Consider the following 19,357-nt stretch of genomic DNA (forward strand, 5'->3'; position numbering starts at 1 on the left):
CTGCTTGACGCGCTTTCCGCCCGGACGGACGCTGGCGCTGAAAGGGGGAGGCTCATGGATGTCGTAGAGCTGCACAACCGTACGGTCGCGAACTTCGCGGAACTGGCCTCCGGGGTGACTGCCGGCCAATGGTCGGCGCCGACCCCGTGCTCGGACTGGGACGTCCGCGCGCTGGTGAACCACGTCGTCGGCGAGGAGCGCTGGACCCGGCCGCTGATGGAGGGCCGGACGATCGCCGAGGTCGGGAACACCCTCGACGGCGACCTGCTCGGGGACGACCCGGCCGGAGCGGCGTCGGCCGCGGCCGAGGAGGCCCGGGCCGCCGCGACCCGGTCGATCGACAAGGTGCACCTGTCGTACGGCGACGAGGATCCGGACGAGTACCTGCGCCAACTCGCGGCCGACCATCTCGTGCACGGGTGGGACCTGGCCGTGGCCACCGGCGCAGCGCCGCGGATGGACGCCGACCTGGTCGACGACGTCGCGACCTGGTTCGCGAAGCGCGAGGAGCTGTATCGCTCGGCCGGCATGATCGGCGAGCACCTCGACGGCTTCACCGAACCGGCCGACGCGCTGCTGGCCGCCTTCGGAAGGAACCCGCGGTGGAGTCCGGCGACGTAGTCGAGCGGTTCGGCACCGCCTTCGACCAGGGCGACCTGGAGACCGCGATGTCGCTGGTCACAGCGGACATCGTGTTCGAGTCCACAGCGCCGGCCCCGGACGGCGGCCGCTTCGAGGGCGCAGACGCCGTCCGGGCAGCGTGGGCGAAGCTGTTCGCGGACACCGCGGAACCGCACTTCGAGACCGAGGAGACCGTGCTGCTCGGCGACCGGGCCGTGGTGCGCTGGCAGTACTCGTGGAAGACGGACTCCGGCGACCGCGGCCACGTGCGCGGCGTCGACATCCTGCGCCTCCGGGACGGGAGGATCGCGGAGAAGCTCTCCTATGTGAAGGGCTAGGCTCTCGCGTGCAAGCTCGACAGGACGTGTCAGTCCTCCGGGTAGTGCACCTGAGCGTGAACCTCGCTGCGCATACAGCGTCTCGGCAGTGCACTACCTGTCCAGCGTGCACACCTTGGGACAGGCCAACCCCACATTTACAGCAGCAGGCCGGTCAGTCCTGGAGCTCGGTCTTGAGGGCGCCGACGAACAGGCCGGCTTCGGCCTCGGTCATGCCGGTCTCGGACACCACCAGCGCGGTCGCCTGGTGGAGCTCGCCCGCGGCCTTGAGCGCGCGGGTGCGCTCGGCCAGGTTGGTGCCGGGCCGGCGCACCAACGGCGTCCCCGTGGTCGGCGGCACATACCGCCCGAGGCGGATGTCGTCGACCAGCTCCTTGGAGTGCTTGAGGTCGAGACCAGTGCGGTCACGGATCAGCTTGACCGCGTGCACCGCCTTCTTCGTGGTGATCAGGAACCGCACCTGATCGACATCGTCCGCGGACAGTCGGCCTCGCGCCGCGGCGAGGGCAACGTTGTCCGTCTCCTGGCTGCTCCCTCGGCTGAACAATCCCATGCCGCAATCCTTCCAGAACCCATCAAGCCCGGTGAACTCGAAGCCCGTCGGCGAGCAACCGGAGGATCTCGGGCCAGGCCAGACCGCCCAGCTCGCGGTCGGCGGCCGCCGTACCGCCGCGGGCCATCCGTTGCCCCGAAGTCTTCGGCTCCTCACCGGGCAACACCGCGCGATGCCCGGCCTCGGGGACCGTCACGATCCGCGTCGGCCGGTCGCCGCGCCGTCGCGCGATCTCCTCGGCGAACTCGACCGCGGGCCACACCTGGTCGTCCCCGCCCGCCACGAGCAGCACGTCGCGGATGCGCTCCACCGGGATCCGGGCGCGTTCTGCGTCGGCGTACGTCGCCACGCTCTGCCGGTACAGCCCGACGTAGCTCGGCGGGTCGTCGGCGGCGGCCCAGCCCGGGTCGAACGGTACGAACGGCAACGGCTCGCCCCGCCAGGTCCACGCCGACCGCTGGCTGCCGTCCTCCAGGACCCGGCCCCACACGTAGGCGCTCGGCGCGAACGCGACCACCGCGTCCACGCGCTCGTCCAGCGCACCCAGCAGCAACGCCGCCTCGGCGCCCCACGAGCTGCCCATCACGACCAGCCGATCGTGGTCAGCCAGCTCGTCCAGCGGGAACGACTCCAGCGCCACCTCGTGCGTGACGGTCCAGCGCGGCGCGAGGACGTCGTACCCCTCCGCCTCGAGGAGACGCGCACGGTCCGAGTCCGGCGCACCGCTCGAGCCGTGCAGGAGCAGGACGCCGATGCTCAACCGACGACGACCTCGACCCGCTGGAACTCCTTGAGCTCCGTGTAGCCGGTGGTGGCCATCGCGCGCTTGAGCGCACCGACCAGGTTCATCGTGCCGTCCGGGACCCAGGACGGGCCGAACAGGATCTGCTCCATGGTGCCGGTGACGCCGACCTCGACCCGCTCGCCGCGGGGCAGGTCCTGGTGCCAGGCCTCGGCGCCCCAGTGGTACCCGCCGCCGGGGGCGTCGCTCGCGCGGGCCAGCGGCGAACCGACCATCACCGCGTCCGCGCCGCAGGCAATCGCCTTCGCCACGTCACCGGACCGCCCGACCGAGCCGTCCGCGATGACGTGCACGTAGCGCCCGCCGGACTCGTCCATGTAGTCCCGCCGGGCCGCCGCGACGTCGGCCACCGCCGACGCCATCGGCACCGCGACGCCGAGCACCTTCCGGGTGGTGTGCGCGGCGCCGCCGCCGAAGCCGACCAGGACGCCGGCCGCGCCGGTCCGCATCAGGTGCAGCGCCGCCTGGTGCGTCGCGCAGCCGCCGACGATCACCGGGACGTCGAGGTCGTAGATGAACTGCTTCAGGTTCAGCGGCTCCGCCTGCCCGGACACGTGCTCGGCGGACACCGTCGTGCCGCGGATGACGAACAGGTCGACCCCGGCGTCCACGACATGCTTGGCGAACTGCTTGGTGCGCTGCGGCGACAACGCGCCGGCCACCGTGACACCGGAGTCGCGGATCTCCTGCACCCGCTGGGAGATCAGCTCGGGCTTGATCGGCGCCGCGTAGATCTCCTGCAGCCGGTGCGTCGCCTGCTGCGCGTCGAGGGTGGTGATCTCCTCGAGCAGGTTCGCCGGGTTCTCGTACCGCGTCCAGAGGCCTTCGAGGTTCAGGACGCCGAGACCGCCGGCCTTGCCGATCGCGATCGCGGTGGCCGGCGACATCACCGAGTCCATCGGCGCGGCCAGGATCGGCAGCTCGAACCGGTACGCGTCGATCTGCCAGGCGACCGAGACCTCCTCCGGGTCCCGCGTCCGGCGCGACGGCACGATCGCGATGTCGTCGAACGCGTACGCCTGCCGGCCGCGCTTGGCCCGGCCGATCTCGATCTCGGTCATCTGGTGTCCTAACGGGTGTGTGCAGGCGGGGTCAGCGGCCGGAGTAGTTCGGCGCCTCGACCGTCATCTGGATGTCGTGCGGGTGGGACTCCTGCAGGCCGGCGGAGGTGATCCGGACGAACCGGCCCTTCTCCTGCAGCTCGGCCACCGTGCGGGCGCCCGTGTACCACATCGACTGCCGCAGACCGCCGACCAGCTGGTGCGCGACGGCCGACAGCGGGCCGCGGTACGGCACCTGGCCCTCGACGCCCTCGGCGATCAGCTTCTCGTCGCCGCTGCCGTCGTGCTGGAAGTAGCGGTCCTTGGAGTACGACTTGCGCAGGCCGCCGGCCGACGACATAGCGCCGAGCGAGCCCATCCCGCGGTACGCCTTGAACTGCTTGCCGTTGATGAACACCAGGTCGCCCGGCGACTCCTCGCAGCCGGCGAGCAGCGAGCCCAGCATGACGGTGTCCGCGCCCGCGACCAGCGCCTTGGCGATGTCACCGGAATACTGCAGGCCGCCGTCGCCGATGACCGGGACACCGGCCGGCTTGCAGGCCAGCGACGCCTCGTAGATCGCGGTCACCTGCGGCACACCGACACCGGACACGACCCGCGTCGTGCAGATCGAGCCCGGGCCGACGCCGACCTTCACGCCGTCCGCGCCCGCGTCGACCAGCGCCTGCGCGCCCGCGCGGGTGCCGACGTTGCCGCCGACGACGTCCACGCCGCGGGTCGCCGGGTCGGCCTTGAGCTTGCGGATGATCTCGATCTGGGCCTGGGAGTGACCGTGCGCGGTGTCCACCACGAGCACGTCGACGCCGGCCTCGACCAGCGTCATGGCCCGCTTGTAGGCCTCGCCGAAGAAGCCGATCGCGGCGCCCACCATCAGCCGGCCCGTGGCGTCCTTGGTGGACAGCGGGAACTTGTCGCGCTTGACGAAGTCCTTCAGCGTGATCAGGCCGGTGAGCTTGCCGGCCTCGTCGACCAGCGGCAGCTTCTCCACCTTGTGCTTGCTGAGCAGCGCCATCGCGTCGTCGGCGGCGATGCCCTGCCGGCCGGTGATCAGCGGCTGCTTGGTCATCACCTCGCGGACCGGCCGGGACAGGTCGGTCTCGAAGCGCATATCGCGGTTGGTGACGATGCCGACCAGGACGCCGGCGTCGTCCACCACCGGGACGCCGGAGATCCGGTACTGCCCGCAGAGCGCGTCGGCCTCGCCGATGGTGGCGTCCGGGCCGATGGTGATCGGCTGCGCGATCATGCCGGACTCGGAGCGCTTGACCAGGTCGACCTGCTGGGCCTGATCCTCGATCGAGAGGTTGCGGTGCAGGACGCCGAGGCCGCCCTGGCGCGCCATGGCGATCGCCATCCGGGCCTCGGTGACGGTGTCCATCGCGCTGGACACCAGCGGGATGTTGACCTCGACGTTACGACTCAGGCGAGACCGGGTGACGGCCTCGGACGGGATGACGTCGGACTCGTTCGGCTGCAGCAGCACGTCGTCGAAGGTGAGACCGAGGACGGCGAACTTGTCGGGAACTCCAGTGGGGGTGATGTCCATGGGGAAAACGAGCACCTTTTGTACGGCGGCAACGGGACCCCATCCTATCCGCGCCGCCGCCAGGCCCCGAATCCGCCGTCCACAGGCAACCGCCCGCCGCTGGGCGACGGGCGGTGCGTGGCCGGACGGTTACCGGATCGGCTTGTTGACGACCTCGAGGATCTGCAGCAGGCTCGTGTCGGTCGTGGATCCGTGGGTCCGCTCGATGGCGGCGTGCTTGCCCTCCGGGTAGTGACCGGTGGAGTGCTTGCCGGTCGGGTAGGTCTTGCGGACCGAGCCCGTGCTGACCTTCCCGCTCGAGTGCTTCCCGCTCTTGGTCGACTTCGTGCTCTTGGCCGAGCTGCGGGTGTCGATCGACTTCGCGGTCGCGTCGGGAACGCCGAAGAACTGCTCGGCGCTCTCGTTGGTGACCGGCAGGCCGCTCGGCGTCGGCAGGACCTCCTGGATCTTCTCGACCAGTTGCTCCACTTGCTGCTGGACCTGCTCGGTCTGCTCCGGGACCTGCGTGACCGGGCTGCTCGGCTTCGTGTCGTCGCCGGAGGTGTCACTGGTACCGGTGCTGTCGGTGCCGGCGGGCGTGGTGCTGTCCGAACCCGGCGGCGTGGTCTCCTCGCCACCGGTCTGACCGTCGCCGGACCCCGCGCTCGGCGTACCGGTCGGGTCGCTCACCGTGTTGTCGCCGGTCCCGGTCCCGCCGTCGCCCGTGTTGGTCTCGCCGTTCGTCGGCGGCGGAGTCGCGGTGGCCGTGTCCGTCGGCGTCGGGGTCGGGGTCGCCGGCTCGGTCGGCTCTTCGGTCGGCGTCGACGGCGGCGTGTCCGGCGGGTTCTCGGTCTTGGTGTCGGTCGGCTCGTCGGTCTTGGTGCCGGTCGGCTCGTCCGTCTTGTCGTCGGTCGGCTTCGGCGTCGCCGTCACCTCGGTCGTCGGCTTGACCGGCTCCTGCGTCTTCTGCTCGTCGGTCGGGAGCAGCGGGTACGGCCACTCGCGGCTCGCGACCGGCTTGTCCTCCGGCTGGACGACCTCCGGCGTGCCCTTGAGGTCCTGCGCCTGCGGATCGTCGTCGCCCGCCGCGCCGTCCTTGCCGGACTGGGTGGCGTGCTCGGCGCCGGCCTTGGCCTTGAAGTCCTTGCTGACCTTGACGATCTTGCTCCGGTCCACGACCGGCGAGCCGTCGACGTCCTCCTTCGGGAAGCTGGTCTGCGGGCGGACCGCGTCGACCATCTTCTCGATGACCTTCTCGTACGGCGACAACGGATCGCCGGTGACCGCAGCCGCCACCCCGGAGACCGACAGCGCGGCCACCGCGGCGACACCGAAGGCCAGACCGCGGGTCGCCATCTTGCGGGCGAACGGGTCGGTCATCGGGTTGAGCGCGGCGCAGCGCGCCAGGAAGCTCTCCGGATCGTCGATGGTCTCCACCGGGAGCTCGTCCTCGACCTCCACCGCGAGCCGTAGATCGGCCAGCAGTGCGACGGCCGGGTCGTGCTCGCCCGCCGAGCGGGCGGACTCCCCACCGGCGGCAAGCAGATCGAGCAGTGCGTCATCGGCCTCGATCGCGTCCAGGTCGAATCGGTCAGCCATGATGCCCCTCCCCTGCTCTTCCTCGTTCCAGCTGTGTTTCATGCCCCACGAACCCCCTGAGCGTGTTCAACGCCCGATGCTGTGCGACCCTCACCGCCCCCGGTGTCATCCCCAGTGCCCGGCCGGTCTCCTCGGCTGACATCCCCGCAACGACGCGAAGGCGCAGGATCTCGCGCAGTTTCTCCGGCAGCTTGTCCAGCAGCCCCATGATGTGCTGGACCTCTGAGTGCCGTACCGCGTGCTCCTCCGGCGTCGGTGACTCGTCCGCGCCGTCCGGCAGGTCCGGCGTCGAGACGTCGGCCACCGCGAACGCACGCTGGGCATCGGCGACCTTGCGGGCCGCGATGCCGTAGACGAAAGCCTCGAAAGGCCTCCCCTCGTCGCGATAGCGGCCGAGCGCGCCGAAGACCGCGACACAAACTTCTTGCGCGACGTCGTCGACCATGTCGGCGCCGCCGGGATAGGTCCACAGACGGGACCGTACGTAGCGGTGCGCCACAGCGCGCACCCTGGTGAGCAGGTCGTTGAGAGCTGTACGGTCCCCGTCGCCGGCCAGCGCGGCAAGATCCCTGAGCTCGACCCGGTCGTGGGTGTCAGGTACTCGGACCTCTGTCACCCCTCGCCCCCTCGTGTTCGGACCGGTCAGCTCGAAAGATGGTACGGCGCTCAACTCTCCTTGCATAGTGGCAATTCGTGGTCAACCCCGGGTTTTGGTCACGATCTGTCACTACTGGCCGGTTCGGTTCGCCGCGGCGCGCTGAACCGGATGAGTTCGGTGGCGTGACCGCCGCCCCAGTCGATCGGCGTGCGGCCGGTCTCCAGCCAGCCGGCCCGGCGGTACAGGCGCTCTGCCGCGCCGCGGTTCCCGACCACCTCGAGCGACAGCGGCCGCCCGAGCTCCGCCGCTGTCTGCACGCAATGGTCGAGCAACTGGCGACCAATCCCCTGACGCGTCGCCGTTGGATCCACGAACAACCGCTCCACCTCGGCGCCGCCGCCCACTCCCGTCAGCACCACATGCCCGACAACCCGCTCACCAGCTCCGGCGCCGGCTCCGGTCACGGCCACCCAGCAGCCGAGCGCCGCCTCCGGCGTCAGCCACAGCTCCGGGTCGGCGGGCCAGTTGATCGGATAGCCGGCCTGCTCGTGCACCACCCGCAACAACTCGACGCAGACCTGCAGGTCCTCGGAACGACGCTCGCGAATCGACACAGCTCCTATCAGAACAGAGCACCGCCCGGCAGTTTCCTGCCGGGCGGTGCTCTGTGTGCTGTGCTGTCGAACTACTGCCTGACTACGGCTTCACTACTGCCTGAGGTCAGTGACCGTGCCCGTGGCCGTGACCGGCCGCGGCGGGCTCCTCTTCCTCGGGCTTGTCGACGACCAGCGTCTCGGTCGTCAGCAGCAGCGCGGCGATCGAGCCGGCGTTGGCGAGCGCGGACCGGGTCACCTTGACCGGGTCCAGCACGCCCTGGGCCAGCAGGTCGCCGTACTCACCGGTGGCGGCGTTGAAGCCGCTGCCGGACTCGAGCTCGGCCACCTTCGACGTCACGACGTAGCCCTCGTAGCCGCCGTTCTCGGCGATCCAGCGCAGCGGCTCGACGATCGACTTGCGGACGATCCGGACACCGGTCGCCTCGTCACCTTCGAGGTCGAGGCCGCCGTCCAGGACGGTCGCCGCGTGCACGAGAGCGGAGCCGCCGCCGGCGACGATGCCCTCCTCGATCGCGGCCCGGGTCGCGGACACCGCGTCCTCGATCCGGTGCTTCTTCTCCTTCAGCTCGACCTCGGTGGCCGCGCCGACCTTGATCACGCAGACGCCGCCGGCCAGCTTGGCCAGCCGCTCCTGCAGCTTCTCGCGGTCCCAGTCGGAGTCGGTGCGCTCGATCTCGGACTTGATCTGGCTGACCCGGCCCTCGATGTCCTCGGCCTTGCCGGAACCCTCGACGACGGTCGTGTTGTCCTTCGAGACCACGATCCGGCGGGCCGAACCGAGCACCTCGAGGCCGACCTGGTCGAGCTTCAGCCCGACCTCGGGGGCGACGACCTGCGCGCCGGTGAGCGCGGCCAGGTCCTCCAGCATCGCCTTGCGGCGGTCGCCGAAGCCCGGCGCCTTGACGGCGACCGAGGTGAAGTTGCCGCGGATCTTGTTCACCACGAGGGTGGACAGCGCCTCGGCCTCGACGTCCTCGGCGATGATCAGCAGCGTCTTGCCGGACTGCACGACCTTCTCCAGCAGCGGCAGCAGGTCCGCGATCGCGGAGATCTTGCCCTGGTGGATCAGGATGTACGGGTCCTCCAGCACCGCTTCGCCGGCCTCGGCGTCGGTGATGAAGTACGGCGAGATGTAGCCCTTGTCGAACTGCATACCCTCGGTGAACTCGAGCTCGGTCCCGAAGGTGTTCGACTCCTCGACGGTGATCACACCGTCCTTGCCGACCTTGTCGAACGCGTCCGCGATCAGCGCGCCGATCTCGGCGTCGCGGGCGGAGATGGTCGCGACGTGGGCCATGTCGCCCTTGTCGTCGACCGGCTTCGCGGTGTCCACCAGCTTGGCCGACACGGCCTCGACGGCCGCCTCGATACCGCGCTTGAGGCCCATCGGGTTGGCGCCGGCGGCGACCGCCCGGAGGCCCTCGTGCACCAGCGCCTGCGCCAGCACCGTCGCGGTGGTGGTGCCGTCACCGGCGATGTCGTTGGTCTTGGTGGCGACCTCCTTGGTCAGCTGCGCACCAAGGTTCTCGAACGGGTCGTCCAGCTCGACCTCACGGGCGACGGTGACACCGTCGTTGGTGATGGTCGGGGCGCCCCACTTCTTGTCCAGGACGACGTAACGGCCCTTCGGGCCGAGCGTCACCTTCACCGTGTTCGCGAGCTTGTCGACGCCGCGCTCCAGCGCGCGCCGCGCGTTCTCGTCGAACTCGAGGATCTTCGGCATGAAAAATCCAGTCCCTCTCTGAAATTCGCTCTTCGTAAGCAGTACGGACTCGCTGGTCCCAGACCGACTCCGCCCCGGCGCCGGTCAGGGCACCAGGGCGGTGTCAGTCAGGAACAGCGAGCGATCGTCACTTGCTGACGACTGCGAGGATGTCGCGGGCGCCCAGGATCAGGTAGTCCTGGCCGTCGTACTTGACCTCGGTGCCGCCGTACTTGGAGTAGATGACCTTGTCGCCGACGGCGACGTCCAGCGGGACGCGGTTGCCGTTGTCGTCGATCCGGCCCGGGCCGACGGCGAGGATCTCGCCCTCCTGCGGCTTCTCCTTGGCGGTGTCCGGGATCACCAGGCCGGACTTCGTGGTCTGCTCGGCTTCGAGCGGCGCGACGAGGACGCGGTCCTCGAGCGGCTTGATCGTGACCGACACTTGCTGACCTCCACGGTCGAATTCGCTTGTCTGTGGCATGTGGTCGCGCTCCCCTGCCGTCGCGGGGGTCAGAGGCCGGACCGCTGGCACCCTCGTGTGGAGAGTGCCAACACCGAATCTAGGCCGCGATTAGCACTCGGTCAACTCGAGTGCCAGACGAATTGTCGGCGGCCGGGTAATCGTCCGGGTACGGAATGTGGCCGAACGCTGGGCCGGACCCGGGTCCGCATGCGACCGTTCTCTCAGAGCGATCACAGGAGGGGCCCATGGCGTTCAAGCTGCCCGCGTTGCCGAAGCTGTCCGGCCGGACGATCGCGCTCCTGACCGCCGTCGCCGCGGTCGGCGTCGGCGCCGTCGCGGCCAACGCGTCGAAAGAGTCGCCACCGGCCGGCGGCCCGCCCGTCGCGGCCCCGGCAGCAGACGCACCCAAGGTCGACGAAGCGGTGTCCAACGACGCGACGGCGGCCGAGCTCAAGGCAGCGGCCGCGCTGCCGCAGTGCAGGTCTGCCCGGCTCGTGCCGGTGAACCGCAGCTGGGGCATCCCGATGCCGTCGATCCTGGGCAGCACGAGCACGACCTGCAACCTCATGTACGGCGACGACCCGTTCCGCGGCTCCAGCCGGACAGGTGATCCGGAGACCGCGATCCAGGTCCTCCAGCGCAACCTGAACTTCTGTTACGGCACCAAGCTCGCCGTCGACGGCATCTACGGCACCAACACCCGCACTGTCATCAAGATGGTGCAGCGCAAGCACCACCTGGTGGTGGACGGCATCTACGGCCCGAAGACCCGCTCCGCGATGAACTGGCGCCTGTACTCGATGGCTACCCGCAGCTGGAGCAGGAGCTGTTCCAGCCCGCTCTAGGCTTACCGGGTGACTGTCACGGCGTTGCTCGACGGACCAGGCGCTGAGGTGCTGGCGGCTGCTTGTGCCGAGTACCGCCCCGGCAGAGAGCTCCAGCTCATCGAGAAGCTCAGACGCTCGTACGACGCGACACTGGTCACGACTGCGGTGACCCAGGCCGCACTGCGCCACCGTGCGACCGCCAAGTTCGGTCCGGACGCGGAGCGCATGTACTTCACCCCGGACGGCCTGGAGCAGTCCACCCGCACCACAGTGAGCACCCACCGCGCCGTACGGATCGCAGCCACCCAGATCGACACCGTGGTCGACCTGGGGTGCGGCATCGGCGGCGACCTGATCACGATGGCCCGCGCCGGCCTGCGGGTCACCGGCGTGGAGCGAGACCCCGAGACAGCAGCCGTCGCCCGGGCAAACCTGGCCACGTTCGACCTGCCCGGCGATGTCCTGGTAGGCGATGCACAGACAACGGACCTCACCCCGTACGACATGGTGTTCGCCGATCCTGCGCGGCGGGCCGACGGGCGGCGCGTGTTCGACCACAACGCCTACTCGCCGCCGTGGTCGTTCGTCACCTCGCTCCTGGAGCGGACCGCGTGCGTGAAGGTGGCGCCCGGCATTCCGCACGACGCGATTCCCGACGGCGTGGAGGCCGAGTGGATCAGTGACGCCGGTGAGGTGAAGGAAGCCGCACTGTGGTCGGGAAAGTTGTACGGCGGTACGTCCCGCCGGGCGACGCTGCTGCCGAGCCAGGCGAGTGTCGCCGAAGCGCCGGATGCCGAGGTCGGGCCGGTCGGGCGGTACATCTACGAGCCGGACGGCGCCGTCGTCCGGGCCGGTCTGGTGACGGCGGTCGCGGCAGCCGTGGGTGGATGGCTTCTCGATCCGCGCATCGCTTACGTCACGGCGGCGCAGCACGTGCCGACGCCGCTCGCCTCGGCGTACGAGGTACTGGAAGAGCTGCCCTACAAGGAGAAGGCGTTGCGCGCCTGGGTTCGCAGCAACGGCATCGGCACTCTGGAGATCAAGAAGCGCGGGGTGGATCTCGATCCGGCGCAGCTGCGCAAGAAGCTTGCTCCGAAGGGTGCGGCGTCGGCGACGCTGATCATCACGCGGATCGACCGGGACGCCGTCGCTTACTCGTGCCGCAGAGTGGCCGATGGCCGATAACGCCATGCCCGACGGCCGACCGCTCGAGTCGAAACTGTTGCCGTCGGCGGGCGCACACCGATGGGTTTCCGGGGGCACCAGCGCGGTGCACACCCACGACCAGGGGCACCTGGTGTACGCCGCCCGCGGCGTCATCTCCGTCCACACGGATCACGGCACCTCGATCGTGCCCGCCAACCGCGTCGCCTGGACGCCGGCGCACTCGACGCACCACCACCGCGCGCACGGCGAGACCGACATGCGGATCGTGTTCCTGACCGCCGGACTGGCACGGCGCATCCCCGACCGCCCGGCCGTCTTCCTTGCCTCCGGCCTCGCCCGCGAGGTACTCCTCGCCCTGACCAGCCGCCAACTCGACACCGGAGCCCGGCGCCGCCTGGAACACGTCCTCGTCGGCGAACTCCACGAAGCCGCCGAGCAACCGCTGCAACTCCCCGAGCCGCGCGACGACCGCCTGCGCACCATCGCGAAACTGCTGCACGAGAACCCGGCCGACAACACCCCGCTGGCCGAGCTCGGCCGCGCGGCCGGCGCCGGCTCCCGGACGCTCAGCCGGCTGCTCCGCGACGAACTCGGCATGACCTTCTACGAATGGCGCACGCAGCTCCGGATTTACCATGCCCTCGTGCTGCTCGCCGCCGGCCACGACACCACGTACGTCGCGCACGCGTGCGGCTGGGCGAACCCGAGCGGCTTCATCGCGGCCTTCGCGGCGATCGTCGGCACCACCCCCGGCCGGCATCGGGCCGAACAGTCCTGACTTGCGCTCGACCTGTATTCGAACATATGATCGATCTCGCGAGCGGGTCTCCGGGGACCTGCCGGCGGGCGAGGTGCTGCGTCCGCTGCCGCTCTCCCCGGAGGCCCGCCACCAAGGTCTGTTTCCCTACGATGTCGCGCCGTCTCACGGCACCCGCAGCCGGTGTTTCACCGGCATCCGGAGCCGCGCCACCGCGATGTTCGCGATCGCCGCGGGGACCGAGGACCGCTCGCCGTCCGCCAGCTCCTCGCTGCCGCCGCCGGCGCCCGTCCCGGCGCGGGCCGATCGGACGAAGTCCGCGACCAGACGGTCCCACTCCTTCGGACGCCGCAGCATCGCGTGCGCCTCGCCGCGGATCGAGTACGTCGTCACCGCCACTCCGGCCGCCCGCAGCCGCGCCGCGTACGCCGTCGTACCCGCAGGGTCGGTCATCCTGTCGTCGGTGCCGTGCACGAAGGTGACCGGCGGGCGTAGTGCGGCGAGCGGTTCGCCGGGCGGCAACCACGGGGCCAGCCCGAGCACGCCCGCCACCCGTGGATGATCGCCCGCGGTGACAACCGCCCGACCGCCCATCGAGTGCCCGATCAGGAACACCCGCGAGAGCGCCGGCGGCAGCTCGTCCAGGACGGTCCGCAGATCGGCGGCCGCGTCGCCGGCGTCGTTCCAGCCGCGGAAGCGGTACCGCAGGAACCCGATCGCAGCGTCCGGCGCCGCCGCGCGCGCGGCCACCGCGAACGGCCACATCCGCAACAGCGCGGGCCGCCACAGATGCGGGTCGGCGTGCGAGTGCTCCGACCCGCCGTGGGCGAGCAGCACCAGATCCGTCGCTCCGGCCGGGCGCCGGACGAAGTCGACACCCGGACAGCTCACAGCTGGTTGTACAGCTCGGTCGGCTCCTTGCGGATGGCCATCATCCGGCCGGGCGGCGTCTCGGTGAAGCCGTACGAGCGGTAGAGCTCGTGCGCGTCGGCCGTCGCCAGCAGGATCTGCCGCAGGCCCTTCAGGTCCGGGTGCTCCAGCAGCGTCGACACGACGAACCGCCCGAGGCCGTGACCCCGATGCGACTCCAGCACGAACACGTCGGCCAGCCACGCGAACGTGGCCCGGTCCGTCACCATCCGCGCGTACGCCACCATCGCGCCGGCCGCGTCGTACACCCCGAGGTTGAGCGATCCCGCGATCGCGCGGTCCACCACCTCGCGCGGGATCCCCTGCGCCCAGTACGACGAACTCAGGAAGCTCTGGACGACAGCGGCGTCGACGCGTTCGGCGGTGTCGTCGGCCTCAAAACCGTCCGGCCCGGTCCACTTCATCTGTTCAGTACCTCCGTGATCGGCATCGAGGAATCGGCGGGGAGATCGAGAGGCGACGGCTGCTTCCCGGCCCGGACCAGCTCCGAGCCGAGCGCGGCGACCATCGCGCCGTTGTCGGTGCACAGCCCCGGCCGCGGCACCCGGACGGCGATACCGGCCGCCGCGGCCCGCTCCTCGGCCATCGCCCGCAGCCGCGAGTTCGCCGCGACACCACCGCCGATCAGCAGGTGCTCGAACCCGCGGTCCTTGCAGGCGTCGATCGCCTTGCGGGTCAGCACGTCGCAGACCGCCTCCTGGAAGGCCGCGGCCACGTGGCTCACCGGCACGTCCTCGCCGTCGCGCCGGCGCGCCTCGACCCAGCGCGCGACCGCGGTCTTCAACCCCGAGAACGAGAAGTCGAACCGGTGCCGCTCGAGGTCGCGCTGCGACGTCAGCCCGCGCGGGAACGTCACGTACAGCCGGTCGCCGCCGTCGCGCGCCGCCTTGTCGATGTACGGCCCGCCCGGGAACGGCAGCCCGAGCACCCGCGCGACCTTGTCGAACGCCTCGCCGGCCGCGTCGTCGATGGTGCTGCCCATCGGTACGACGCCGTCGGTGATGTCCTCGACCGCGAGCAGCGACGAGTGCCCGCCGGACACCAGCATCGCGACACAGCCCTTCGGCAGGTCACCGTGCTCCAAGGTGTCGACCGCGACGTGCGCCGCGAGGTGGTTCACGCCGTAGATCGGTTTGCCCAGCGACAACGCCAGGCCCTTGGCCGCCGCGACACCGACAAGCAGCGCACCAGCCAGCCCGGGGCCGCTGGTCACCGCGACCGCGTCCACATCGGCCGGCTTGATCCCGGCGGTCTCGCAGGCCCGCCGGATCGTCGGCACCATCGCTTCGAGGTGCGCGCGACTGGCCACCTCGGGGACGACACCGCCGAACCGGGCGTGCTCCTCGACACTGGACGCGACCGCGTCGGCGAGCAGCGTCTGCCCGCGCACGATCCCGACGCCGGTCTCGTCGCACGACGTCTCGATCCCCAGGATCAAAGGCTCGTTCACAGTTCCTCCCGCCACCGCATGATCACCGCGTCCTCGCCGCCGCCGTAGTACCCCTGCCGCCGGCTGATCTCCTCGAACCCGAACCCGGCGTACAGGGCCTGCGCCGACTGATTGCCCGAGGCAACTTCAAGCAGAACCGTCCGGCCCGCACAACGATCCAGGGCGATCGTCATCAGCTGCCCACCGATACCGGTCCGCCGCTCGGCCGGCGTCACCGCGATCCGCAGGACCTCGACCACGTCCTCCACAACCGGAGGCACCAGCAGTACGGCGTACCCGACGACCGCGCCCTCGTCCGCGACCAGGATCGTCCGGTCCTCGGACAGCCGCTCGAACTCGTCCGCCCACGCGCCCGCACTCCAGGCGTCCGACCCGAAGCACACCTCGTCGAGCGCGGCCAACGCCGGCAGATCGTCCGCGCGCGCAGGCCGGATGGCAGGTCTCACAGCACGCTCTTCGGCCCGGCGGACAGCGTCACGTCCGGGCGGCGCAGGTACATCGGCTCGGGCTCGACGACCACCAGCGTCCCGGTCGCGACACCGGTCGCGAGCACCTCGGCCGACGGATACTCGGCAACCGCGTCGGCGGCCGGCGGCAGACCCAGCACGTCGCCGTACAGAACAGCACCTCGGCCGATGACGGGCAGCCCGGACAGCACGTGGGCGACGTCGGCCGGCTTGTCGACCGCGGGCCCCTCCAGGCGCCGGCGACTCCCGTCCACGGCTGGCCCGTCGTACAGCGCCCAGTAGATCTCCTTGCGGCGCGCGTCCGTGGCGACCGCGACCGGCAGGGTCAGCGACGACTGGCGCGCGAGGATGTCGAGGCTGCAGACGCCGGAGACCTCGATGCCCAGCACCTCACCCATCGTCCGGGCCGTCACCAGCCCGACCCGCAGGCCGGTGAACGGACCGGGACCGACGCCGACCGCGATCCCGGTCAGGTCGCGCGCGCCGGCTCCCGCTGTTTCCAGCGCCGACGCGATCGCGGGGGCGAGCAGCTCGCCGTGCCGGAGCGCGTCGACGGTCGTCGACGACGCGACGATCTCACCGGCCGGCGTCGCCAGCGCGACCGTGACCGCGGCACTCGAGGTGTCGAAGGCAAGCAGCATGTCAGTTCTTCTCCAAAGCCGACACGCGGACGCCGGAGGTGGCCCAGCGCGGGCCGACCGGGGTGATCCGCAGCGCGCGCGTCTCGTCGGTGTCGTCGTCGCCGCGCGTCACCACGATGTCGAGCCGGTCGGGCGCGAGCGCCTCGGCCAGGCCGTGACCCCATTCGACGACGGTGACCGCGTCTTCCAGGCTGGCGTCCAGGTCGAGATCGTCCAGCTCCGCGAAGCCCCCGACCCGGTACGCGTCGACGTGCACCAGCGCGGGCCCGTCGACCAGCGACGGATGTACCCGCGAGATCACGAACGTCGGCGACGTGATCGCGCCGCGCACCTTCAGCCCGGCGCCCAGCCCTTGCGTGAACGTCGTCTTCCCCGCCCCGAGGTCCCCGGACAGTACGAGCACGTCGCCCGCCCGCAGCTGTCCGGCCAGCTCCTCGCCGATCGCCTGCATGTCGTCGGCGGTCGGCACCTCCAGCTCGACAGGCATCGCCTTGGCGAAGATCAGGTTGTGCGCCTGCTGGTCGACGACGGAGTACCCCCGCCGGCGCCAGAATTCCACGGTGTCCGGCAGCTCGATCCGCGCGATCAGGTTCACCCGGTTGAGCCCCCGCCGTACGGCGACCTCCTCGGCGCAGCCGACCATCGCCGAGGCGACGCCGCGGGCCTGGGACCGCGGGTCGACCGACACGCGGCGCAGGTTGAGCACGTCACCGGCCTGCTCGAACAGCATCGCGCCCAGCGGCACCCCGTCGCTGAGCACGAGCAGCCCGCCGTGCTCCGCGAGCGCGGCCGCCACGGTCGTGACGTTCTCGGACAGCTGCGTCGACGGCGGATCGAGCACCCGCCGCGCGGCGAACGCGTGGTGGATCACCGACACGATCTCCGCGGCATGCTCGGGTGTCGCGTCGACGACGTGCAGGTCGGTCATGACCCCCCTAACGATTGTTCAGCTCGCTCGATCATCCCAAGGAGGGCCGCGGTGAACTCGCGGTGGTGCTCGATCAGGCCGAGATGGCCGCAGTTCTTCACCTCGACCAGCTCGGCGCCGGGCACCCGCCGGACGATCTCCTCGGCGTGGGCGAACGGCGTCAGGTGGTCCTTGTCGCCGCCGATCACGACGCACTCCACCTTCTGCAGCGGCTCCAGCGCCTCGAACTTGTCGTGCAGTGCGAAGATCGGGTAGAAGTCCGCGATCACCTCGATCGGCGTCGCTGCGATCATCTCGTTGACGAACTCGGTGAACGCCGGCGGCACCTCGGAGCCGAACGAGTACTTCCGGGTGAGCAGGTAGCTGAGGTCCGTCCCGGCCTTCCGGCTGCGCTCCACCACGTCCGGGATCCGGGCCAGCGCGGCGACCGTCGGCGTCGCGAGCGCCCGCGCCAGCATGCCGACCTTGCCGGGAAACATGATCGGGACCTGGTCCAGCCCGCCGGCGCTCGTCGAACACAGGCCGACGCCGATCACCCGGTCGCCGAACAGCTCGGGCTGCTGCTCGGCGAGCGCCATGATCGTCATGCCGCCCATCGAATGACCGATCAGGATCACCGGCCCGGTCGGCGCGAACCGCTCGAGGATCCCGTACAGGTCCTGGCCGAGGTGGTCGATGCTGACGCCGTCCTTGGGCGACCGGCCGGAGCGGCCGTGCGAGCGCTGGTCGTAGAAGACCATCGTGCCGATGCCGGCCAGGTCACGGCGCTCGAAGTGCCAGGCGTCCAGGTTCAGGCCGTACCCGTGGACGAAGATCACGGTCAGATCTTCCGGCGGCAACGGCAGCTTGCGGCCCAGCCGTCGCTTCGGTGGCGCGGGTCGCCGGGAACGCTTGAGTTCGTCCACCTCGACGTACAGCTCGACGCCGTCGTCGGCGGTGAAGATGTACGGCGTCCCGCGCTGCGAACCGAAGGGCTCCGCCTCCAGCTGCTTGCGCTGGCCCGAGCGCCGCCCGATCACCTGACGCTCGACCGCGACACCAGCCGCGGCACCCGCCGCCAGCACGCCGACCGCGGCCCCGATCAGACCAGCAGTCCGACTTGCTTTGGACATGCCGGCCTACCTTTCGGCCGGGGCGGCAGGGCGGGGCAAGTCCTGGGCGCTGTCGACGTACCTGCGCGGGATCCGCGCACCCAGCCGGGTCACGATCTCGTAGTTGATGGTCCCGGCCGCGTCGGCCCAGTCGTCCGCGGTCGGCTCGCCCGCCGTCCCCGGGCCGAACAACACGACCTCGTCGCCCGCCGCGGCCTCGTCGTCCTCGAGATCGACGACGCACTGGTCCATGCAGATCCGGCCGACGATCGCCCGGCGCCGGCCGTGCACCTGGACCGGGCCGCCGTTCGAGGCGTGCCGCGGCAGGCCGTCGCCGTACCCGAGCGGGACCAGGCCGAGTGTCGACGGCCGCGGCGCGGTCCAGGTCAGCCCGTACGAGACGCCGGCGCCGGCCGGCACCCGCTTCACCATCGCCAGCCGCGCCTTCAGCGTCATTGCCGGCTTCAGCCCGAGCTCGGCCGACGGCAACGCATGCCCGAACGGCGACAGCCCGTACGTCGCGACGCCCGGCCGGACCAGGTCGAAATGGGTCTCCGGGAGCGCGAGCGTGGCGCCGGAGTTCGCCAGGTGCTTGAACTCGGCGTCGACGCCGAACGACTCAGCCACCTCGATCGCCTCGGTGAAGGTCGCCAGCTGCGACTCGTTCACCGGGCTCTTCGGCTCGTCCGAGGACGCCAGGTGCGACCAGATGCCCTTGATCTCGATCCGCCCGGCGGCCTGCTCGCGGACGGCGGCGCGGATCAGCGCCGGCCACTCCTCCGGTACGGCGCCGCCGCGGGACATGCCGGTGTCGATCTTCAGGTGCACCCGCGCCGGACGGTCCTGCACGCCCGCGGCCAGCTCGTCGATCTCCCACGGCGCCCCGGCCGACAGGTCGATCCCGGCCTCGATGGCGTCGGCGAGCGGCTCGCCGGGCGTGGTCAGCCAGCAGAAGATCCGCCCGGTGTCACCGGCCTCGCGGAGCGCCAGCGCCTCGTCGAGCACCGCGGCGCCGATCCAGTCCGCGCCGGCCTCGCGAGCGGCCCGGGCGACCGGGACCATCCCGTGCCCGTACCCGTCGGCCTTGACCACGGCCATCAGCTGCGCACCCGCGGCGCGGGCGCGCAGCGTGGTCACGTTGTGACGGATCGCGGCCAGATCGACCACCGCCTCGGCGCGGACCGGGCGTGACTGAGGAGTAGGCATGGTCGTTCCAG

The 19,357-nt window shown here is 70.8% G+C and carries 22 protein-coding genes; 5 read left to right on the forward strand and 17 right to left on the reverse strand.

The features are described 5' to 3' along the window. The first annotated feature begins 54 nt into the window (after window positions 1-54). Together AB0I12_RS10810 and AB0I12_RS10815 are read left to right on the forward strand one after the other, a co-directional pair. Window positions 55-621: a TIGR03086 family metal-binding protein gene (locus tag AB0I12_RS10810; RefSeq protein WP_359927578.1), complete on the forward strand. Its 567-nt coding sequence runs from the start codon at window positions 55-57 to the stop codon at window positions 619-621. Beyond that, a complete protein-coding gene (locus AB0I12_RS10815) occupies window positions 603-959 on the forward strand; it encodes a nuclear transport factor 2 family protein (RefSeq protein WP_359927580.1) in 357 nt (118 codons plus the stop codon). The genes AB0I12_RS10810 and AB0I12_RS10815 overlap by 19 nt, the downstream gene beginning before the upstream one ends. Before the next feature lie 154 nt (window positions 960-1,113). Here the strand turns inward: AB0I12_RS10815 and AB0I12_RS10820 are convergent, their stop codons facing one another. The 9 genes from AB0I12_RS10820 to groES form a co-directional block, all read right to left on the reverse strand. Continuing rightward, entirely contained in the window at window positions 1,114-1,512 is a 399-nt protein-coding gene (locus AB0I12_RS10820; protein ID WP_359927583.1) for a hypothetical protein, read from the reverse strand. 22 nt (window positions 1,513-1,534) lie between these two features. Then, the gene (locus tag AB0I12_RS10825) at window positions 1,535-2,272 is read right to left on the reverse strand and encodes an acyl-CoA thioester hydrolase/BAAT C-terminal domain-containing protein (RefSeq protein WP_359927586.1); all 738 of its coding nucleotides are present in this window, start codon (window positions 2,270-2,272) and stop codon (window positions 1,535-1,537) included. Then, entirely contained in the window at window positions 2,269-3,375 is a 1,107-nt protein-coding gene (locus AB0I12_RS10830) for a GuaB3 family IMP dehydrogenase-related protein (RefSeq protein ID WP_359927588.1), read from the reverse strand. The genes AB0I12_RS10825 and AB0I12_RS10830 overlap by 4 nt, the downstream gene beginning before the upstream one ends. A 31-nt stretch (window positions 3,376-3,406) precedes the next feature. Continuing rightward, a complete protein-coding gene (gene guaB / locus AB0I12_RS10835) occupies window positions 3,407-4,921 on the reverse strand; it encodes an IMP dehydrogenase (RefSeq protein WP_359927591.1) in 1,515 nt (504 codons plus the stop codon). 129 nt (window positions 4,922-5,050) lie between these two features. Next, window positions 5,051-6,499, reverse strand: a complete 1,449-nt coding sequence (locus AB0I12_RS10840; protein WP_359927593.1) for a hypothetical protein — start codon at window positions 6,497-6,499, stop codon at window positions 5,051-5,053. Continuing rightward, on the reverse strand, window positions 6,492-7,115 hold the full coding sequence (shbA, locus tag AB0I12_RS10845; protein WP_355699537.1) for an RNA polymerase sigma factor ShbA: 624 nt from the start codon (window positions 7,113-7,115) through the stop codon (window positions 6,492-6,494). Before shbA ends, AB0I12_RS10840 begins: the two co-directional genes overlap by 8 nt. Window positions 7,116-7,213: 98 nt before the next feature. Then, on the reverse strand, window positions 7,214-7,711 hold the full coding sequence (locus AB0I12_RS10850) for a GNAT family N-acetyltransferase (RefSeq protein ID WP_359927595.1): 498 nt from the start codon (window positions 7,709-7,711) through the stop codon (window positions 7,214-7,216). 106 nt (window positions 7,712-7,817) lie between these two features. Then, window positions 7,818-9,437, reverse strand: coding sequence for a chaperonin GroEL (gene groL, locus AB0I12_RS10855; RefSeq protein WP_359927597.1), 1,620 nt, complete (start codon window positions 9,435-9,437; stop codon window positions 7,818-7,820). A gap of 127 nt (window positions 9,438-9,564) precedes the next feature. Continuing rightward, complete coding sequence (gene groES / locus AB0I12_RS10860; RefSeq protein ID WP_130384566.1) at window positions 9,565-9,861, reverse strand: co-chaperone GroES; 297 nt, start codon at window positions 9,859-9,861, stop codon at window positions 9,565-9,567. A gap of 266 nt (window positions 9,862-10,127) precedes the next feature. Between groES and AB0I12_RS10865 the strand changes: the two genes are divergently transcribed. The 3 genes from AB0I12_RS10865 to AB0I12_RS10875 are packed head-to-tail and all read left to right on the forward strand — an operon-like array spanning window position 10,128 to window position 12,654. After that, window positions 10,128-10,727, forward strand: a complete 600-nt coding sequence (locus tag AB0I12_RS10865) for a peptidoglycan-binding domain-containing protein (RefSeq protein WP_359927601.1) — start codon at window positions 10,128-10,130, stop codon at window positions 10,725-10,727. 9 nt (window positions 10,728-10,736) lie between these two features. Next, window positions 10,737-11,894, forward strand: coding sequence for a class I SAM-dependent methyltransferase (locus tag AB0I12_RS10870; RefSeq protein ID WP_359927604.1), 1,158 nt, complete (start codon window positions 10,737-10,739; stop codon window positions 11,892-11,894). Continuing rightward, the gene (locus AB0I12_RS10875; protein WP_359927607.1) at window positions 11,884-12,654 is read left to right on the forward strand and encodes a helix-turn-helix transcriptional regulator; all 771 of its coding nucleotides are present in this window, start codon (window positions 11,884-11,886) and stop codon (window positions 12,652-12,654) included. The genes AB0I12_RS10870 and AB0I12_RS10875 overlap by 11 nt, the downstream gene beginning before the upstream one ends. A gap of 144 nt (window positions 12,655-12,798) precedes the next feature. Here the strand turns inward: AB0I12_RS10875 and AB0I12_RS10880 are convergent, their stop codons facing one another. From AB0I12_RS10880 to alr, 8 genes are read right to left on the reverse strand one after another with little or no spacing between them, the layout of a single operon-like run. Further along, a complete protein-coding gene (locus AB0I12_RS10880; RefSeq protein ID WP_359927610.1) occupies window positions 12,799-13,524 on the reverse strand; it encodes an alpha/beta hydrolase in 726 nt (241 codons plus the stop codon). Beyond that, window positions 13,521-13,967 carry a GNAT family N-acetyltransferase gene (locus AB0I12_RS10885; protein WP_359927612.1) on the reverse strand — a complete coding sequence of 149 codons (447 nt, stop codon included), beginning with the start codon at window positions 13,965-13,967 and terminating at the stop codon, window positions 13,521-13,523. Before AB0I12_RS10885 ends, AB0I12_RS10880 begins: the two co-directional genes overlap by 4 nt. Next, a complete protein-coding gene (tsaD, locus tag AB0I12_RS10890) occupies window positions 13,964-15,013 on the reverse strand; it encodes a tRNA (adenosine(37)-N6)-threonylcarbamoyltransferase complex transferase subunit TsaD (RefSeq protein ID WP_359927615.1) in 1,050 nt (349 codons plus the stop codon). The genes AB0I12_RS10885 and tsaD overlap by 4 nt, the downstream gene beginning before the upstream one ends. Further along, on the reverse strand, window positions 15,010-15,459 hold the full coding sequence (locus tag AB0I12_RS10895; protein ID WP_359927618.1) for a GNAT family N-acetyltransferase: 450 nt from the start codon (window positions 15,457-15,459) through the stop codon (window positions 15,010-15,012). The genes tsaD and AB0I12_RS10895 overlap by 4 nt, the downstream gene beginning before the upstream one ends. Continuing rightward, window positions 15,456-16,121 (reverse strand): tRNA (adenosine(37)-N6)-threonylcarbamoyltransferase complex dimerization subunit type 1 TsaB, encoded by a 666-nt coding sequence (gene tsaB / locus AB0I12_RS10900; protein ID WP_359927620.1) that lies wholly within the window; start codon window positions 16,119-16,121, stop codon window positions 15,456-15,458. The genes AB0I12_RS10895 and tsaB overlap by 4 nt, the downstream gene beginning before the upstream one ends. Window position 16,122: 1 nt before the next feature. Then, on the reverse strand, window positions 16,123-17,049 hold the full coding sequence (tsaE, locus tag AB0I12_RS10905; protein WP_359927622.1) for a tRNA (adenosine(37)-N6)-threonylcarbamoyltransferase complex ATPase subunit type 1 TsaE: 927 nt from the start codon (window positions 17,047-17,049) through the stop codon (window positions 16,123-16,125). Beyond that, window positions 17,046-18,161, reverse strand: a complete 1,116-nt coding sequence (locus tag AB0I12_RS10910; RefSeq protein ID WP_359927625.1) for an alpha/beta hydrolase — start codon at window positions 18,159-18,161, stop codon at window positions 17,046-17,048. Before AB0I12_RS10910 ends, tsaE begins: the two co-directional genes overlap by 4 nt. 6 nt (window positions 18,162-18,167) lie before the next feature. Then, on the reverse strand, window positions 18,168-19,346 hold the full coding sequence (alr, locus tag AB0I12_RS10915; protein ID WP_359927628.1) for an alanine racemase: 1,179 nt from the start codon (window positions 19,344-19,346) through the stop codon (window positions 18,168-18,170). Window positions 19,347-19,357 lie beyond the last annotated feature (11 nt).

This window comes from Kribbella sp. NPDC050459 (genome assembly GCF_040655315.1).
Lineage (GTDB): Bacteria > Actinomycetota > Actinomycetes > Propionibacteriales > Kribbellaceae > Kribbella.

Excerpts from the sequence above, each read along its gene's own strand:
- AB0I12_RS10810 (WP_359927578.1), top strand. The coding sequence starts at position 55 with ATGGATGTCGTAGAGCTGCACAACCGTACGGTCGCGAACTTCGCGGAA.
- AB0I12_RS10820 (WP_359927583.1), bottom strand. The coding sequence starts at position 1,512 with ATGGGATTGTTCAGCCGAGGGAGCAGCCAGGAGACGGACAACGTTGCC.
- AB0I12_RS10830 (WP_359927588.1), bottom strand. The coding sequence starts at position 3,375 with ATGACCGAGATCGAGATCGGCCGGGCCAAGCGCGGCCGGCAGGCGTAC.
- guaB (WP_359927591.1), bottom strand. The coding sequence starts at position 4,921 with ATGGACATCACCCCCACTGGAGTTCCCGACAAGTTCGCCGTCCTCGGT.
- AB0I12_RS10840 (WP_359927593.1), bottom strand. The coding sequence starts at position 6,499 with ATGGCTGACCGATTCGACCTGGACGCGATCGAGGCCGATGACGCACTG.
- groL (WP_359927597.1), bottom strand. The coding sequence starts at position 9,437 with ATGCCGAAGATCCTCGAGTTCGACGAGAACGCGCGGCGCGCGCTGGAG.
- AB0I12_RS10865 (WP_359927601.1), top strand. The coding sequence starts at position 10,128 with ATGGCGTTCAAGCTGCCCGCGTTGCCGAAGCTGTCCGGCCGGACGATC.
- AB0I12_RS10875 (WP_359927607.1), top strand. The coding sequence starts at position 11,884 with ATGGCCGATAACGCCATGCCCGACGGCCGACCGCTCGAGTCGAAACTG.
- AB0I12_RS10885 (WP_359927612.1), bottom strand. The coding sequence starts at position 13,967 with ATGAAGTGGACCGGGCCGGACGGTTTTGAGGCCGACGACACCGCCGAA.
- tsaB (WP_359927620.1), bottom strand. The coding sequence starts at position 16,121 with ATGCTGCTTGCCTTCGACACCTCGAGTGCCGCGGTCACGGTCGCGCTG.
- tsaE (WP_359927622.1), bottom strand. The coding sequence starts at position 17,049 with ATGACCGACCTGCACGTCGTCGACGCGACACCCGAGCATGCCGCGGAG.
- AB0I12_RS10910 (WP_359927625.1), bottom strand. The coding sequence starts at position 18,161 with ATGTCCAAAGCAAGTCGGACTGCTGGTCTGATCGGGGCCGCGGTCGGC.
- alr (WP_359927628.1), bottom strand. The coding sequence starts at position 19,346 with ATGCCTACTCCTCAGTCACGCCCGGTCCGCGCCGAGGCGGTGGTCGAT.